The organism is Paragemmobacter amnigenus, from assembly GCF_009908265.2.
GTDB lineage: Bacteria > Pseudomonadota > Alphaproteobacteria > Rhodobacterales > Rhodobacteraceae > Paragemmobacter > Paragemmobacter amnigenus.
In genome coordinates this window covers 130,053-144,679 of the sequence record NZ_JAAATX020000011.1, presented here as the reverse complement: position 1 = coordinate 144,679, position 14,627 = coordinate 130,053, and the positions used below count along the sequence as shown (strand labels likewise).

16 protein-coding genes are annotated in these 14,627 nt (G+C 66.0%); 3 read left to right on the top strand and 13 right to left on the bottom strand.

All coding sequences use genetic code 11. The annotated features are described in order from the left end of the window. Positions 1-185: 185 nt before the first annotated feature. The 12 genes from GU927_RS15930 to GU927_RS15875 all read right to left on the bottom strand — a co-directional run bounded on the left by GU927_RS15930 (position 186) and on the right by GU927_RS15875 (position 11,036). Positions 186-2,552: an AAA family ATPase gene (locus GU927_RS15930; RefSeq protein WP_161763453.1), complete on the bottom strand. Its 2,367-nt coding sequence runs from the start codon at positions 2,550-2,552 to the stop codon at positions 186-188. Continuing rightward, complete coding sequence (locus tag GU927_RS15925) at positions 2,504-3,274, bottom strand: hypothetical protein (protein WP_161763452.1); 771 nt, start codon at positions 3,272-3,274, stop codon at positions 2,504-2,506. The genes GU927_RS15930 and GU927_RS15925 overlap by 49 nt, the downstream gene beginning before the upstream one ends. Beyond that, entirely contained in the window at positions 3,271-3,477 is a 207-nt protein-coding gene (locus GU927_RS15920) for a DUF6511 domain-containing protein (RefSeq protein WP_161763451.1), read from the bottom strand. The genes GU927_RS15925 and GU927_RS15920 overlap by 4 nt, the downstream gene beginning before the upstream one ends. Next, positions 3,470-3,733, bottom strand: a complete 264-nt coding sequence (locus GU927_RS15915) for a hypothetical protein (protein ID WP_161763450.1) — start codon at positions 3,731-3,733, stop codon at positions 3,470-3,472. Before GU927_RS15915 ends, GU927_RS15920 begins: the two co-directional genes overlap by 8 nt. Continuing rightward, a complete protein-coding gene (locus tag GU927_RS15910) occupies positions 3,730-5,418 on the bottom strand; it encodes a DEAD/DEAH box helicase (protein WP_161763449.1) in 1,689 nt (562 codons plus the stop codon). The genes GU927_RS15915 and GU927_RS15910 overlap by 4 nt, the downstream gene beginning before the upstream one ends. A 14-nt stretch (positions 5,419-5,432) precedes the next feature. Continuing rightward, positions 5,433-6,056: a hypothetical protein gene (locus tag GU927_RS15905; protein ID WP_161763448.1), complete on the bottom strand. Its 624-nt coding sequence runs from the start codon at positions 6,054-6,056 to the stop codon at positions 5,433-5,435. Positions 6,057-6,157: 101 nt separating this feature from the next. Beyond that, positions 6,158-7,033 (bottom strand): ATP-binding protein, encoded by an 876-nt coding sequence (locus GU927_RS15900; RefSeq protein WP_161763447.1) that lies wholly within the window; start codon positions 7,031-7,033, stop codon positions 6,158-6,160. Further along, the gene (locus GU927_RS15895; protein WP_161763446.1) at positions 7,033-7,329 is read right to left on the bottom strand and encodes a hypothetical protein; all 297 of its coding nucleotides are present in this window, start codon (positions 7,327-7,329) and stop codon (positions 7,033-7,035) included. Before GU927_RS15895 ends, GU927_RS15900 begins: the two co-directional genes overlap by 1 nt. Positions 7,330-7,367: 38 nt before the next feature. Further along, entirely contained in the window at positions 7,368-7,562 is a 195-nt protein-coding gene (locus GU927_RS15890) for a hypothetical protein (RefSeq protein WP_018303655.1), read from the bottom strand. Between the two features lie 84 nt (positions 7,563-7,646). Then, positions 7,647-8,369 carry an RNA polymerase sigma factor gene (locus GU927_RS15885; protein ID WP_161763445.1) on the bottom strand — a complete coding sequence of 241 codons (723 nt, stop codon included), beginning with the start codon at positions 8,367-8,369 and terminating at the stop codon, positions 7,647-7,649. Between the two features lie 99 nt (positions 8,370-8,468). After that, on the bottom strand, positions 8,469-8,714 hold the full coding sequence (locus GU927_RS15880) for a hypothetical protein (protein ID WP_161763444.1): 246 nt from the start codon (positions 8,712-8,714) through the stop codon (positions 8,469-8,471). Positions 8,715-8,792: 78 nt separating this feature from the next. Further along, the gene (locus GU927_RS15875) at positions 8,793-11,036 is read right to left on the bottom strand and encodes a hypothetical protein (RefSeq protein WP_161763443.1); all 2,244 of its coding nucleotides are present in this window, start codon (positions 11,034-11,036) and stop codon (positions 8,793-8,795) included. 400 nt (positions 11,037-11,436) lie between these two features. Here GU927_RS15875 and GU927_RS15870 point away from each other — a divergent pair, with 400 nt between their 5' ends. The 3 genes from GU927_RS15870 to GU927_RS15860 are packed head-to-tail and all read left to right on the top strand — an operon-like array spanning position 11,437 to position 13,597. Beyond that, positions 11,437-11,892 (top strand): DUF2924 domain-containing protein, encoded by a 456-nt coding sequence (locus GU927_RS15870; RefSeq protein WP_161763442.1) that lies wholly within the window; start codon positions 11,437-11,439, stop codon positions 11,890-11,892. Continuing rightward, a complete protein-coding gene (locus GU927_RS15865; protein ID WP_161763441.1) occupies positions 11,892-13,217 on the top strand; it encodes a recombinase family protein in 1,326 nt (441 codons plus the stop codon). The genes GU927_RS15870 and GU927_RS15865 overlap by 1 nt, the downstream gene beginning before the upstream one ends. Next, positions 13,214-13,597, top strand: a complete 384-nt coding sequence (locus tag GU927_RS15860) for a hypothetical protein (protein WP_161763440.1) — start codon at positions 13,214-13,216, stop codon at positions 13,595-13,597. The genes GU927_RS15865 and GU927_RS15860 overlap by 4 nt, the downstream gene beginning before the upstream one ends. A gap of 3 nt (positions 13,598-13,600) precedes the next feature. Here the strand turns inward: GU927_RS15860 and GU927_RS15855 are convergent, their stop codons facing one another. Further along, a complete protein-coding gene (locus tag GU927_RS15855) occupies positions 13,601-14,437 on the bottom strand; it encodes a DUF3883 domain-containing protein (RefSeq protein WP_161763439.1) in 837 nt (278 codons plus the stop codon). Between the last annotated feature and the right edge of the window lie 190 nt (positions 14,438-14,627).

The following is a 14,627-nucleotide window of genomic DNA, read 5'->3' as shown; positions in this document are numbered from 1 at the left end:
TGTGGGGTGGCCCTCCCATACGTAGTATGGGGGTTTGACACCTAACTGTTCAGAGGTGTTCAAGTGGCTGAAATCATTGCGGAATAAGACTTCATGAAGTCTTCGGGCATGAGTAAGGGACCTAACTCTTATTTGCCCGTAACCCGTTGATTTCATTGAGTGCACAGTTGGCGCTGTCATATGAGTCAGGCCTCACTCATATGAGTTAGGTCGTCTTCGAGCCCCTCCGGGTAGACCCAGACGGCGGGGTTTTCGACCTGCAGGCAGAGCCCGGATTGGGGGCATTTGAAGTGGCTGGGCAGGACCGGACGGGCCTGGGTGGTGACCTCGCCGGTGTCCGGATCGACCTCCTCGACGGGCGCGCCGAACTGCATTCCCTCGACGCAGAGGTAGCCGAACCGCGACCGGGTGACGGGGAAGCCGAACCCCGAGGGGTCGCGCAGGAACTTCACGAAGCCCTTGGTCGCCAGCACGCTGAGGCGCTCGCGAATGGTGTGCTTGCTGCCCAGCCCGCCCCGGTTCTCGAAGGTCTCGGCGAACTGCATCGCGGTGTAGAGGCGCTCGCTCGCCGCCTCATCCAGCAGCATGCCGAGGATGACATCGTGCTTGCGCAGCCGCTCGGCATCGAATTTGGCGCCCACCTCCTTGCGCACCAGGCGCTCGTTCATCGGGTTCAGCTCGACCCACTCTCCCTTCACCTTGTCGATCAGCTTCCCCGGCAGCGCGGGCCCGTTTCGAAGCTCGATCTCCAGCCTGCGGACGGTGCTGTCCTCGTCGGGTCGGTGCATGAGCAGCCCGGAGGTATAGAAACCCCGAAGCGCGCTGGCGCCGGAGAGCGCGAGGAAGGGATCGTCCTTGACCTGGTGCTTGGTGGCCTTGCGGGTGTGGTGAGCGAGGATGATGCCCGCATCCGGATTGACCGCCTCGCGCAGGAGCTCCACCCGGTCCTTCAGGAAGAACATCATGGCGGTGTTGTCGTTCTCGCCGCCCCCCTCAGGTCCGCCATCGAAGAGGTTGCGGATCGGGTCGATGACGATGATGTCGGGCGGCGCGTCGGGGAATGCGGCCCGGATCGCCTCGGCCACGCGGGCGACGCCCTCCGCGTCGAGCAGCAGCTTCAGCTTCGGCGTGGCGATGAAGGTGTCGCGCGCGGCGGCGATCACGGCGGCGGGCAGCGCGATCTGCTGCGTGCGCTCGCGCAGATAGTGATACTGGATCTCGGCCTGCAGATAGAACACGCGCAGCGGCCGGGGCGGCGTGAAGCCGAGGAACGGCACGCCAGCGGCCATATGCACGAGCCATGAGATCAGGAAGTCGCTTTTGCCGACCTTGGGCGCGCCGCCCAGCACCAGAAGCCCGCCCGGCGTCAGCACGCGCGGCCCGATGATGTCCTCCGGCATCGGACTGGTGTCGTCGAGCAGCGCGCCGAGGCTGAATGTCGGCAGCGGGCTGGCCGGAGCATCGACATGGGCCGCGCGCAGGAGCGGCGGACCGTTGCGCTTCACATGCAGCGCCCAGAGGCGTTCGGACTCGGCCTGCAGCCGATCGAGCGGCCAGGACGGGCGCAGCATGGCGGCGTTGTAACCGCAGATCGCCTCCCAGCCCGCGAAGGGATCGAGGCGGCCCTCGTGGACGAGGCGTACGTAATGGCCGATGGCGGCGCTGGCCCCCTGGAACCGGGACCAGTCGTCCACCGAGCCTTCGCGCACCGGCGTGGTGAGCACCGCGTCGATGCCGGGCTTCAATGTTGGTGCGGCAACATCGCTGGCGAAGCCCACGCCGGGCAGCGGCGGCATCTCCGCGGCTCTCTCGGCGAAATCCGCAAGATCCACCTCGACGTCGCGATGCTCGCGGATCTGCACGAGACGCTGGTGGCCATGCTTGTGGTAGACCGTGCCGGGCACCCGGATCGGCTGATGTGCCGAGCGGAAATGCGTGTCGCCGCCGACCTTCACGGCGATTTCGCCGCGCAGGCGGCAGAGGGTGGCCAGCTCTTCGCCCTCGGCCGGCTCGGTGAGTTTCCACCAGACATGGAGCTTCGCGGCGCCCTCGGGCGTGCGCCCGCCGCTTTCGATTATGAGCGTGGGCGCGCCGAGGTGGCGGGTGACATGGTCCAGCTTGGCCGGGATATCGCCTGCGTCGAGATCGACGACGATGGCCTGCATCTGCAGCACATCGGCGGCGCGGGCCTGACCCTGCTCGGCGACGGTGCCGGGAATGACATAGACGGCGGCGCCCTCGCGGTTCGCCCACGCGGCGAAGGTCGCGAGTTTTCCCGGCGCGGTGTCGTCGGCGGGGATCCAGATGTTGTGCGGCTTGCCGTCCCGGCCCTGACCCTTATCGACGAAGCCGCGGAGCGGGATCAACCCCTCGCACCAGCTGAACACGGTATCGAGGAAGACGGCGATCTGCCCGGGGTCGGGGTCGCAGCCGAAAGGGTTCTCGGACGGCGGCCCGTCGTTGAAGTCCATCCACGGGTTGAAGTGCAGGATGCCGTTGTCGCTCATGCGGGAAGCCTCCAGCAGCGCGCGGACCACGAGCAGAAGCGGCATTCGAAGAAGTCGGGCGTGGTGGCGACGCGCGGCAGAAGCTCGCCCGCATCGGTCGCCTGCAGGATCCGCACGCCCCGGTCGGACATGCGCTGCGCCAGATCAGCGTCGAAAGGCACCATTTCGTGGTGCATCTCGGCCGTGTCCTTGTTGATCGCGGTGAACACTGCGGGCGCGGCGCTGATGCAGGGCACGCTGGATTCCATGTAGGCCTGATAGACCGCGATCTGGGCGGCGTAGACCGGCTTGGATTTCGTCACGCCGTCCTTGACGCAGGCGCGCCAGTTCTTCGCGTTCATCGTCTTGCATTCCCAGAGCGCGGGAACGGCGAGATCGAAGCCTTCTGGCCCCGCGGCGATGATGCCGTCGACATGACCGCGAATGCGCCCGCCCGCGACCGAGAACCCGAACTGGCCGCCATCAGGCCGATTGCCCTTGCGGGTGTAGAGGTCGAACCCGGCGCCGCGCAGCCAGGCGACGGCCAGATCCTCGAGCGCGTGGCCGATCGCGAAGATGCGCAGCGACTGGCCGCTGAAGTCGTGGCCCTCGTCCTTCGGCGTCGCCGTAAACTCGAACTGCAGGGCCCGCTCGCAGGCATGGCCGAGGCGCGAGCCGCCGAGGTAGTCGCGGGGCGGCCGCGTCGCCTGATCGGCGTTCAGCCCCTGATCGACGGCAGCGTTGACCCGGTCGGCGAAGCTGGGCCGATGATTGTAATCGAGGTTCAAAACGGCACCTCCGGCGACTGCGCCCGGGCGATATCGGACATGGCCTCGCGGAAGCCCTCGACGGCTTCCTCGATCAGCGCGCGCACCTGCGCCTCGGTCAGATCGGAAAGCGGGGTGGCCCAGCCGATCTCCTCCATCAGCAGGGCGACGCGTTTCATGGTGGAGGTGATCGCGGCGCGCTCTTCCTCGGTCAGGTCAACCATGGCGAAACGCTCCCTGGCCAAGCGCGTCCATAAGGACTGGCAGGGCATCGAGCAGAACCAGACCGATGGCCGGGGCCGCCCCGTGCGCGGACGCGCACATTTCGATGATCGTGGCGGCGAAGCCGCCGGGCGGTGCGGATCGAACCAGCCAAAACCACGGGTGGGTTGCCGGCAGACAGCACAGAGCGTTCCACGCGGATGCCAGAGCCGCCGCCGGTCCTCGGCCGTGATGGGCGTGGATGTGTACATGGGTCATGCCGCCCTCCGTTCGGGAGAGGCCGCCGTGTCGATCAGCTGGCGGATGGCGCGCTTGTTGAAGCCGAAGGTCATCAGCGCCGAGGCGCGGTAGCGCGTCAGGCCGAAGTCGTGGCGGCACTCGGGCGGCAGGTATTGCAACTGCTTCTCGGTCGGCGGCTGGCGCAGCCAGGAGCGCGTCTTGAAGGCGCTTTCGTCGGTCTCGTGCGTGTTCAGCCAGTCGTCGGCCTGCGCGAGGCAGACGGTCCGTTCGCCCACGCCCAGCAGATGCGGGCGTTCGCCCTTCGCCCCGCCGATGGCGTACCAGACTCCGTCCAGCCAGAAGATGCCGCCCCAGGCGGCGAAGCCCGTGGCCATCAGCGCGTCGTCCGTGCCGTAGAGGTCGACCCACGCGAAGCTGGACCGCTTCAGCAGGTCGATCTCGGTCATCATGAAGCCCGAGAGCGGCGCGGCGGCCCCGCCTTCGCCCGCATCCAGATCCTCGCGGGGGAACGCCTCACCGCAGAGCGGGCATTCGGTGGCGGCCAGCGGGATCTCCGCCTCGCAGGCCGGACAGGTCTTGGTCGGCGCCTCGCCCGTTTCGGTCTTGCCGTCGAGATCGACATCCTGTTCCAGCGTGCCGTGGATCAGGCTCGACGTCCCGAAATCCAGCACGACGCAGTCGGTCTTGACGATGCCGGGGTGTTCCTCGGGATCGACGGTGCGCAGCCCGCGCCCGACCATCTGGATCATGGTGGACTTATAGGAACTGGGCCGCAGCAGCACGACGCAGGAGGTGGGCGGATGGTCCCAGCCCTCGGTCAGCACCGCCACGTTGACCACGACGCGGATGTCGCCCGCCGCGTAGTCGGCGAGGATCGCCTTGCGAGTCTCGGCCGCCAGATCGCCGTGGATCAGCGCGGCGGAAACGCCCGCCGCCCTGAAGGCGTCGGTGACGTGTTCGGCATGCGCGACGGTGGAGCAGAACACCACGGTCTGCCGGTCGCCCGCCTTCTCCTTCCAGTGGCGGATCACCTCGTCGGTGACGGGGGCGCGGTCCATGATGCCCGCCACCTCCGCCATGTCGAAATCCGACATGGTCTTGCGGACCGAGCGCAGTTCGTCCTGCACGCCCACGTCGATGACGAAGGTGCGCGGCGGCACCAGGTGGCCCGAGGAGATCAGCTCGCCCAGCCGCACCTGATCGGCGACATTGTCGAAGACCTCGCGCAGACCTTTCTTGTCGCCCCGGTTCGGCGTCGCCGTGACCCCGAAGATGCGGGCGTCGGGATTGGCCTCGCGCACCCGGTCGATGATGCGGCGGTAGCTGTCGGCGACGGCATGGTGCGCCTCATCCACGACCAGCAGGTCGAGACGCGGCATGTCCGCGAGGTTCGAGGCTCGCGCCAGCGTCGGTACCATGGCGAAGGCGACCTGGCCGCTCCAGGACTTCTCCGTGGCGTCGATCACCGAGGTGGCGACGCCCGGCACCACGCGCTGGAACTTTGCGCGGTTCTGCGCCGTCAGCTCGTCGCGATGGGCGAGCACGCAGGCCTTCGCGCCGTCTGCGATCATCTCGCCGGTGACTGCCGAGAGCATGATGGTCTTGCCCGCACCGGTGGGCGCCACGCCCAGCGTGTTGCCGCGGGAAGCGAGCGCAGCCACGCTGCGCTCGACGAAGGTTTTCTGGCGGGGGCGCAGGCGCATGGCCGGTCTCCCTCTTACTGCGCCCAGCTCGGCCGACCGGCGGCGCCGGGGGCGGACGCGGGCTGGCTGGGCTGGGTGGCCGTGGTGGGCTGCTGCGGGGCGTGGCCCTGCACCGGGGCGGCGGCGAACTGCGGCGCGACCGTGCCCATTAGCGCGGCATAGTCGCGATGATCGGGGGTGACCGCGGCGCGGATCTCGTTCTTGTCCTCGCCGTTGGTGTCCTGGCCGATGTCGATGCGGGCGACGAATTCGACCCCATCGAGATCGCCGAACCCGTTGATGCGGCGGCGGGCCTGCGCCTCGGGCGAGTTGTCCTTGTCCGACACGCCGCGCGCCGAGTTGAGGATGCCGCGGATCAGGCCGCGCCCCATGTTGGCCCAGTCCGGGCCCTTCGGGCTGTAGAGGCCGATCAGCGACCAGATCTTGCGCCGGGCATAGGGCCCTTCGACGACGGTGTATTCGGCGTCGAGATAGACAGCGCCGGTGGTGGCGCGGCGCGCCCAGCCACCGGTCCAGCCCTGCGAGGGGTCGTCGAAGCCGCCGGGGCGGAGCGTCAGACGCACTTTGGCGAGCGTGCCCTTGGGGATGACGTTGGTATTGGATTGGGCGGAGTTGAAGTCGTTCCAGGGTCCGGACATTGCGCGGCTCCTTTCAGTTGGAGGATGGGACGCGCAGCGGCGTCAGATGGGAAAAGCCACCCCGGCGACCGGATCGGGACACCGGGCATGGCGAGAGGCGCTCAGCCATGGCCGGGCTCCTGCGCGGGGGCGGGATCGGCCGGGGTCACCGGCGGCCAGGTCAGGCGTTCGGAGGCCGGCACCGCAGGGCGCTGGATCTTCTCCATCAATCGGCCGAGATGCGGGGCCTCGACCCTGTCGAGACGACCGGAGCGGTCCTTGGCCGGATAGCCCCAGGGGTTCAGCGTCTGGCAGACGAAGGCGCGCTGCGGCTGGCCGCCCGGGTCTGGGATGTCGGCCATGGTGATGACCTGATCGACGATCCCCGGCAGCTCGAGCCCGGTCTTCGAGCCGTCGATCTGCGGCTGGAAGACCTTGCGATTGAAGTCGTCGAGCCGCTCGTCGAGGATGCCCACGAACCAGACATGCTTGCCGCGCGTGTGCTGCAGGTGGGTCAGCCACCCGATCATCTCGCGGCCATGCAGACCGTAGGCGCCACGAATGTCGGGCTTGCCGGTCTTTTCGGAGAACGCCTCGGGCTGGCCACGGCACCACTGGAAGCAGAGCCGCCCGGCCACCGTGATCGAGTCGATGAAGACGGTCTCGTATTTGCCGATCACTGTGGAATCGCCGTACCGCCCGCAGACCTCGTCGAAATGCGCCTGGCTGTAGGGCTGATCCTCGCGCAGCGCCGGGTTCGGCCCGCCGATGAACACCGCGAAATCACGGCATTCCTTCCATGTGCGGGGCCGGAGCGTGTCGATCTCCAGCCCCTCGACCGCCAGATCGCCAGCCTCGAGATCGAGGAAGAGCGTGGTCGGGGCGTTTAGCGTCCAGAGCAGACTGGTCTTCCCGATGCCGGACCGGCCGAAGATGACGCCCTTGATACCCTTGCGCTGAGCGAGCCGTTCGTCAGCGCCGATGATGGGAAGGGCCATCACTGGCCCTCCTTCTTCATCACTGCCGCGGCGGCGCGATCCGCGCCGATGCACCCGGCCTCGCGGGCGAGCTTGTAGAGGCGCTTCAGCGCGTCGGCGCGGCGGTAGGCGGCGGTACTCTCCCGCTCAGCCTCCACGATCGCGAAGGCGATCTCGTCGACGGTCGCCTCGACGACCGGCAGCGGCTCGTGCGGCTCGTCACCGGCGCGCTGCGGCAGGGAAATAGTTTCGGGGAGGTCTTCAAGGGCGTAGCTCGCCTTGCGAAGACAGGTGATGTCGTCCGGTTGGTCCGGCATGGCTGTTCTCCGTGGGATGATGTGATCGAGGAGGCGCATCAGGCGGCCTCGCGGACGTCGGGCGCGGGCTCGGCGACGTAGATCGCCAGCAGCGGCGTCCCGTCGGCATGGGCGCCGGCGTCCTCGATCTGATAGTTGCGGTTGGGCTCGCAGACCTCGGTCAGCTCCCAGCGGCGATAGAGCCCCGGGAGACGCCTGAAATCCTCGAGCGACAGATCGGCAGTGCGGTTCATGCGTGTCTGCTTTCGGTTGGAGGGAAGGCGCTCGGGGCGCTCGAATGGGAAAAGCCACCGGCGGGACCGGATCGGGACATCGGTTCAGGGGATTTCCTCGAGGGCGTCGTGCAGCCGGCGCATCGCGCGCTGGTACCGCTTGCGGGCGGCGGCCTCGGTCAGACCCAGTTCGACCGCGACCTCGGCCTGCGAGAAGCCTTCGATCGCCACGCGGATCACCAGCAGGGCGTCATCGCCGAGCAGCTTCCGCACGGCGCCGTTCAGCCGTGCGTACCCGGTTGCGCCGATGCCGGTTTCGCCGCTGTCCGCCACCTCGTCGGGGTCGGCGCCACTGGCGAGATGTTCGCGCGCCATGTCGCGCTGGCGCACGCGGATCATGTCGCGCTCGACATTTCGCAGCACCGTGGCCGCGATCCAGTTGACGCGCCCGAGGTCGAGGCTGCGGACCGCCTCAGTGGTGCGCGCCAGCACGTCGGACGCGACCTCGTCGGCGATGCCGAGCCTGCGCCAGATCGACCGGCGCCGGATGCCGTCGAGGCCGGGCCAGAGCGCCAACAGCAGGAGAGTCAGCGCGCAGTCAGACGTGGGCCCGTCGCCCTGCGCCGCCCTGACGAGCGCGGAGAGGATCACGTTCTTCTGGCCATGATCGCCGGTGGTGCGGTGCAGCCCGTCCAGCAGGGCCGCCGGATCCCGGAACGGTGCGAGGGCGGCCTGCGTACGCCTGACGGCGTCGAAACTGCGCTGGAAGTGAAGGTTGGAGGAAGATTGCATGAGGTGATCACGGATCTCGTGCCACGCGAAGGACATCGGACGCCTGCCTTGCGGCCAGGCGTCCGGCGCCTTCTCGTGGCCAAGTCAGGACGTCGCGCGTCTCTGCGATTTCAGGGGGTTGGGTGAATGCGCGCGTCAGCGCGCGGCTGCGGTCGCGTTGTTCAGCGAGCCGCAGCCGCGGCAGGTGGCCTGCACCGGAAAGCCCACGAGATACTCGTGCCCCCGCGCGAAGCGCAGGTGCATGCGGCCGTCCCGGCAGACGCCGAGCAGCTTGTCACAGCGCGTGCAGCGCCATTCCGAGTTGTGGGTGGTGGGCTTGGTGTTCGCGGCGACGGACCAGCTCGTCGGGGCTGCCTGGCGCGAGTAAAAGGGAGTCGGCATGGAAGTGCTCCTCTATGTGGAGCCCTTCCAGTAATCAGCGGTTTGTTAGACCGTCTCCCGCCGCATGTTAGACCGCTGTTAGACGGGTTCCTCGACCGGGGCTTCGGCCACGTCTTTGGCTGGCAGTGCATTGACCAGCAGGCGCCAGTAGCCCCGTTTCGCGCCCGCGCCGATGTAGACGTCGCGGATGCTGTCCCAGGTTTCCTTGCGGAAGGCCTGTTGGGGACTGCGCGACCCAAGCCCGTCCATCAACTGCTTGACTTGGACATCCGGGCTGCCAGTCTTTTCGGCGGCGACCAGACGGTCGAAGATCGTGATCTGATCCGCCCCAGTCAGCGCGAGCGATGTCTTGCCGGGGATGTGCAATGTTGCCGATTGCGTGCCCGATCGCAGGACCTGCGGCGTCGCACCGCCCCGCGCCAGAGAACGATTGGTTCGGTAGGCGAGCTCAAGCGCATCTCGGGAGAGAAGAAGATTGTCGGCGTCCGTTGACATGCAGCCAGAAACGGGGACGACGAGGTTCGGCCCAAGGTATCCATGACCGTCTGTGCTTGCCGACAGCACGATCCCGACACCGGCCGCGTTGCGCGCGCGCATCAGCTGATCAAGGCGCGAAATCGTCTTGAGGTCGTGAAGGCGGCGGGCGAAGTAGATTGGAACATCGGCACCGTCGATCCGCATGGAGCCGAGCATTGATAGGTCCGGATCGAGCACCTGCGCCGCGGTTTTGTTCAGCATCGGTTTCAGAAGCCCAACCACGGTTTCGTGCAGCCATTCGCGGTTGATCTCGTACATCTCGAGATCTGATGTCGGCCTCAGGCCCCCGTCTTTTCCGAAGGCACCGACAACGCGCGACATGCCCTCGATGCCGGATGGCTTGACCTCGGCTTCGCTGCCCATGTCGTCATCGTCGATAAGCACGATGTCCTGGCGCCCCCGCCGGTCGAGAAGACCGCCCTGAATCATGCGGTCCGGATCGAGACCGAGCTCGCGCAGATACTCACCGCTGACATAGTCCTCGATCCGGTCGTGAAGCATGACCAGTTGCGGGAAGATCCCGCGAAGGTCGGTGGGCTCAATCTGCTTGAAGGCGCTGAGAATGCCCCAGGCATCGAGAAGCGCGAACCCGAGGTTCCGTTCATCCGGATCCTTGTTGCTCTGAAGGTTGCAGCTCTTCGAGCTGGAAATGGTGATGTTGAGCGTGCGCACCTTGGCGTCACCTATGCGATTGTAGCTGACGGCAATCCCCACGCGGCTGAAGCCGTCGGCGCGGCGGAAGATGTTGTTGGGCTTCAGATAGCGGTCGGCGACCTCCTCGATGTCGTCGTCGGCCGCCACCTTCAGAAGAAGCTTCCGGCTCCATGAGCCAAGGCGGATTTCGGCTTCGAGGACACGCGCATCCGTGATCTCGTAGCCTGGGATACGCGGCAGATCGAGCCGCAGCGAACTGCGGAAACGCGAAAGGTTGTAGCGTTTCCAAGTCAACGGTTTCTGCGAAACGTCGTGCCCCAGCGCCTCCTCGGCGAATGACCCGGCAACGCCCTGCCGCACCACCGGACTGTCTGCGCAGACCTCGATCTGTCGGATGGCGGGCGTGTAGATGAGAGTGGCCTCGTTCGGCGGACGATAATAGATCGTGCCCCGGTGTCCGTCGTCACGATGATCATGGACGCTCGACAGCGGCCCGCCATGGCGAACAATCAGCATAATCGAGGCTGGGTGCGCGGCAGTGGCGGGCAAATCCAGTGCCTTCACCGTGCAAGCGGTTTTGAGTTGCAAAACCGACGTGATTTTCGCGGCCAGAGCCTTCTCGTCGATCGACCCCGAATTGAGGTTGACCGCCTTTTCGAGTTCCACCTCAAAGGCATCGTAGAGCTTGCCATAGTCCCTGAATTTGCGGGCGAAGTGGAAACTCTCGGCGTCCTCGAATGTCTGGCGGACGTTCAGAAATGCCCAGATGCTCTTGCAGAGCGGATCGGGTTGCCGATCGAACTCGAGCGTTTGCTCGTCGTCGAGTTGTTGTTCGGTGATTGCCGTTAGGGAATCGATACCCTTGCCTTCGGCCAACGCCAGAACGCGACGTGATCGTTGCTCTGCGGGCCGCAACTCATCAGCGTCGAATGCCGCCAATGTCTCTAGAACGCCTTGCCGAAATGCATTGACCGCATCTTCATTCGTTGGATCGGGAGGCTCAGCGGGTAGGTCGAAATCTGGTTCGTTTTCACCCTCCCTCATCGCGAGGACAGCGCGAGCAAGGTCAATGCGGGCATCCTCAATCAGGCAGTGAACATGCGGACCGATCGGGGATGCTTTGCGCGCCATGAACTTACCTCAATGAACTACTGCACTCGATTGATTCAACCTCTGCTTCAACCTCCGATAATCATGGACAAATCCGTGCTCGGCAAGCCCTGACGTTCTCTCCCTGTTCGCATTTCCGGATCCCGCTTTCGTGAGATGTCCCATCCCGGGCGGCCGGGTGGCTTTTGTTCGGTATCCATCACCGAATACGGCTACGAGACATGAACCGCCCGAACCCGCTCCCTCCCGATCAGATGAGCGCCGCTGAGCGCCGTGCCGAACTGTGCGGCCTGCTGGCGTTCGGGCTGGTTCGGCTGCTCGGGCAGGATGGGGTCGAAGTATCTAACAATACTGGAGAACGTTGCCTACACTATCCCGACGACCAATGCCGTCATGCAGCTCCAACTCATCGGAGAAACGCATGACGAAGCCCGATCCAATCCCTGCGCGCCTGGCAGCGCTGAAGTCCATGTCCGTCACCCAGTTGAAGTCGGAGTGGCAGACGATCTTCGCCTCGGCAGCGCCGAACAACAGCCGGGCGTTCCTTGAGAGCCGGTTGGCCTACCGCATCCAGGAACTGACGTATGGCGGTCCTGATCGCGAAACCCGACGCATGCTGGACCTGCTGGCCGACGAGGTCAGCGGCACCCTGACGCGCAAGAGCCAGATCGCCGATCCTCGCAATCCTGTGGTCGGCACGCGGCTGATCCGCGAATGGAACGGGGTCGAGCACACGATCACCGTCTTGCGAGACGGTTTCGATTGGCAAGGCCGCCCCTACAAATCCTTGTCCGCGATCGCGCGGGCCATCACCGGGACGCGCTGGAATGGCTACCGCTTCTTCGGGTTGCGCGAGCGCAAGCGGGGGAATGATTGATGGATCAGCGCGCAAATCCCATCCGCCGCCAACGCTGCGCCATCTACACGCGCAAATCCTCCGAGGAAGGGCTGGAGCAGGAGTTCAACAGCCTGCACGCCCAGCGGGAGGCCTGTGAGGCCTACATCGCCAGCCAGCGATCCGAGGGCTGGGTGCTGGTCCGCGACCAGTATGACGACGGCGGCATCTCGGGCGGGACGCTGGAGCGGCCCGGCCTCAAACAGCTTCTGGCCGACATCGAGGACGGCCTGATCGATGTGGTGGTCGTCTACAAGATCGACCGACTGTCGCGGTCGCTGATGGATTTCTCGAAGCTGGTCGAGGTCTTCGACCGCAACGGCGTAACCTTCGTGTCGGTCACGCAGTCATTCAACACGACAACGTCCATGGGGCGTCTGACGCTGAACATCCTGCTCAGCTTCGCCCAGTTCGAGCGTGAGGTCACAGCCGAGCGCATCCGCGACAAGGTCCGCGCCTCCCGCATGAAGGGCATGTGGATGGGCGGCTATGTCCCGCTCGGCTACGATGTGAAGGATCGCAAGCTCGTGGTGAACGAGGACGAGGCCGCCACCGTGCGGGGCATCTTCGAGAGGTTCGTCGAGGTCGGATCAGCGACCGTGCTGGCCCGTGAACTGCGCCGCAAAGGGTTCCGCAACAAGCAGGGCACCTTGGTCGACAAGGGATACCTCTACAGGGTGCTGGTGAACCGCGTCTATCGCGGCGACGCCGTCCATAAGGGCAAGGCTTATCCCGGCGAGCATCAGGCCATCATCGACCAGAAGCTATGGGATCAGGTCCATGCCATCTTGCGCGAGAGCCCACGAAAGCGCGCCAACAACACCCGCGCGCAGGCGCCTGCGTTGCTCAAGGGGCTGATCTTTACGGCCACGGGTGCCGCCATGACCCCGAGCAGCACGAAGAAGGGCGCGCGGCGATACCGGTACTACGTCTCGATGGACGTCATCAAAAATCGCGAACCCAGCGATACAGGCATCCCGCGCCGCCTTCCTGCCGACCTCGTGGAAGCGGCCGTGGTGACCGAGTTGCGGCGGGTGATGCGCGCCCCGTCGATCACGGCACAGGTCATCGCCCACTTGGCGCGCGAGGGTCACGCCTTCGCCGAGGCCGATGTGATCTCCGCGCTGCAGACGTTCGAAGACGTCTGGGGCCAGCTATTCCCTGCAGAGCAGACCCGGATCGTGCAGTTGCTGGTGCGCCGGGTCACCGTTACGTCCGAAGGGCTGGTGATCGATGTCCGGACCGACAGCGTCTCGGGCGTCATGCGCGACATGATGGCCCCACGAAAGAAGGTGGCGGCGGAATGATGAAACCCGACGAGTCCATCCAGATCTTCGTGCCGCTCAAGGTGCGCAAACAGAACGGGCGGCCGAAGATCATGCCGCCCGCCACCTATCTGCCCAGCGAAGACCGGACGCAGGATCCGCATATCCTGCGCGCCATCGGCCGGGCGTGGGGCTGGCGGCGACGCGTGGAGGCTGGTGAATTCAACACGGTGACCGATTTGGCGAAAGCTGTAGGGCTGGCCGAACGCCATGTCAGCCGACAGCTGCGGCTCGCCTATCTCGCGCCGGGAGTCCTCAAGCGCCTCGTCTACAAGCGTGAGGTGCCCGCCGTGACCCTGTTGAAACTGACCGATGTCGCGGCCCTGCCATGGCACGAACAGCCGGAGCGGGTGTTCGACTGAGCCTCAGTGAAAGCTCGCCTGAAACGTCGTTGCGGTCAGTGAAACGTGTGCATCGAGCGGCGGGTGCAGTTCGAACGCCTTCGGCTCGCGGGAGAAGTTCCAGAGCCGGAACAGGCGCCATTCCGACCGGCGCTCCTCGGCCACGGCCAGTTCGTTGCGGGTGATGTGGAACGGCGTGCGCTCCCATCCGTTCGTCGTCTTGACCTCGATTAGCCGGGGCAGACCGTCCGGGGCGAAACTCGCGATGTCGTAGCCTGCGCCATCGCCATCCTCCTCCGACACCCAGCGCACCTTGCGGGCCAGATCGTCCCGTCCTGCCGTCCGCAATGCCGCGCGCTCATGCGCCAGCACGCGCTCCTCGCCCGCGCGTCCGAGGGCCCGATTGCGCTCGTCCCGGCCCGCCACGTCGAACTTGCGGGCGATGTGCAGCATCTGGTCCAGCTCCTGCGGGGGCGGCTGGTTCGACAGCGTCGGAGGCGGCCCGATCCAAATCTGCGCCGCCTCGCGCAGGCCAGCGACGGTTTGCAGCCCCGGTTGGCGCCCGAGCCACGCCGGGTTTAGCGCCAGCCAACGCGCCACGGCATCCACCAAGGTCATCTGGAAGTTGAACGCGGGCTTGTAACCGGAGATCCAGTCCTCGCCGAGGCCCTTCAGCACCGCACTGATGTTCTGGTGCTTGAACTCGATCGATCCCTCCGACCGGGCGTTCAGCAGCGGCAGAAGCGCGCGGCGGTGTTCGGCCTTGCTGTAGCGGCGCGCCGAGATGTCGTCGGCCAGCATCGCGAAGTAATCCGCGACGATCAGGTCGTTCTCTTCATCCGTCCAGGGCCCGTTCGACATTGCGCCAGGCTATGGGCACGAAGTGTGTTTGTCATCAGAGACTTCCGGCAGGGTTCTGGCTCGCTTCGGACGCTTCCGCCGGACTTCGGGATCGGCCGCCACGGAACCGTCCTTCTGGCCGCCCTGCGCCTTCGTGTCCGTCTCCGTCACCGGATTAACTCGCGAACGGGACGACCCCATGAGCGCCGCA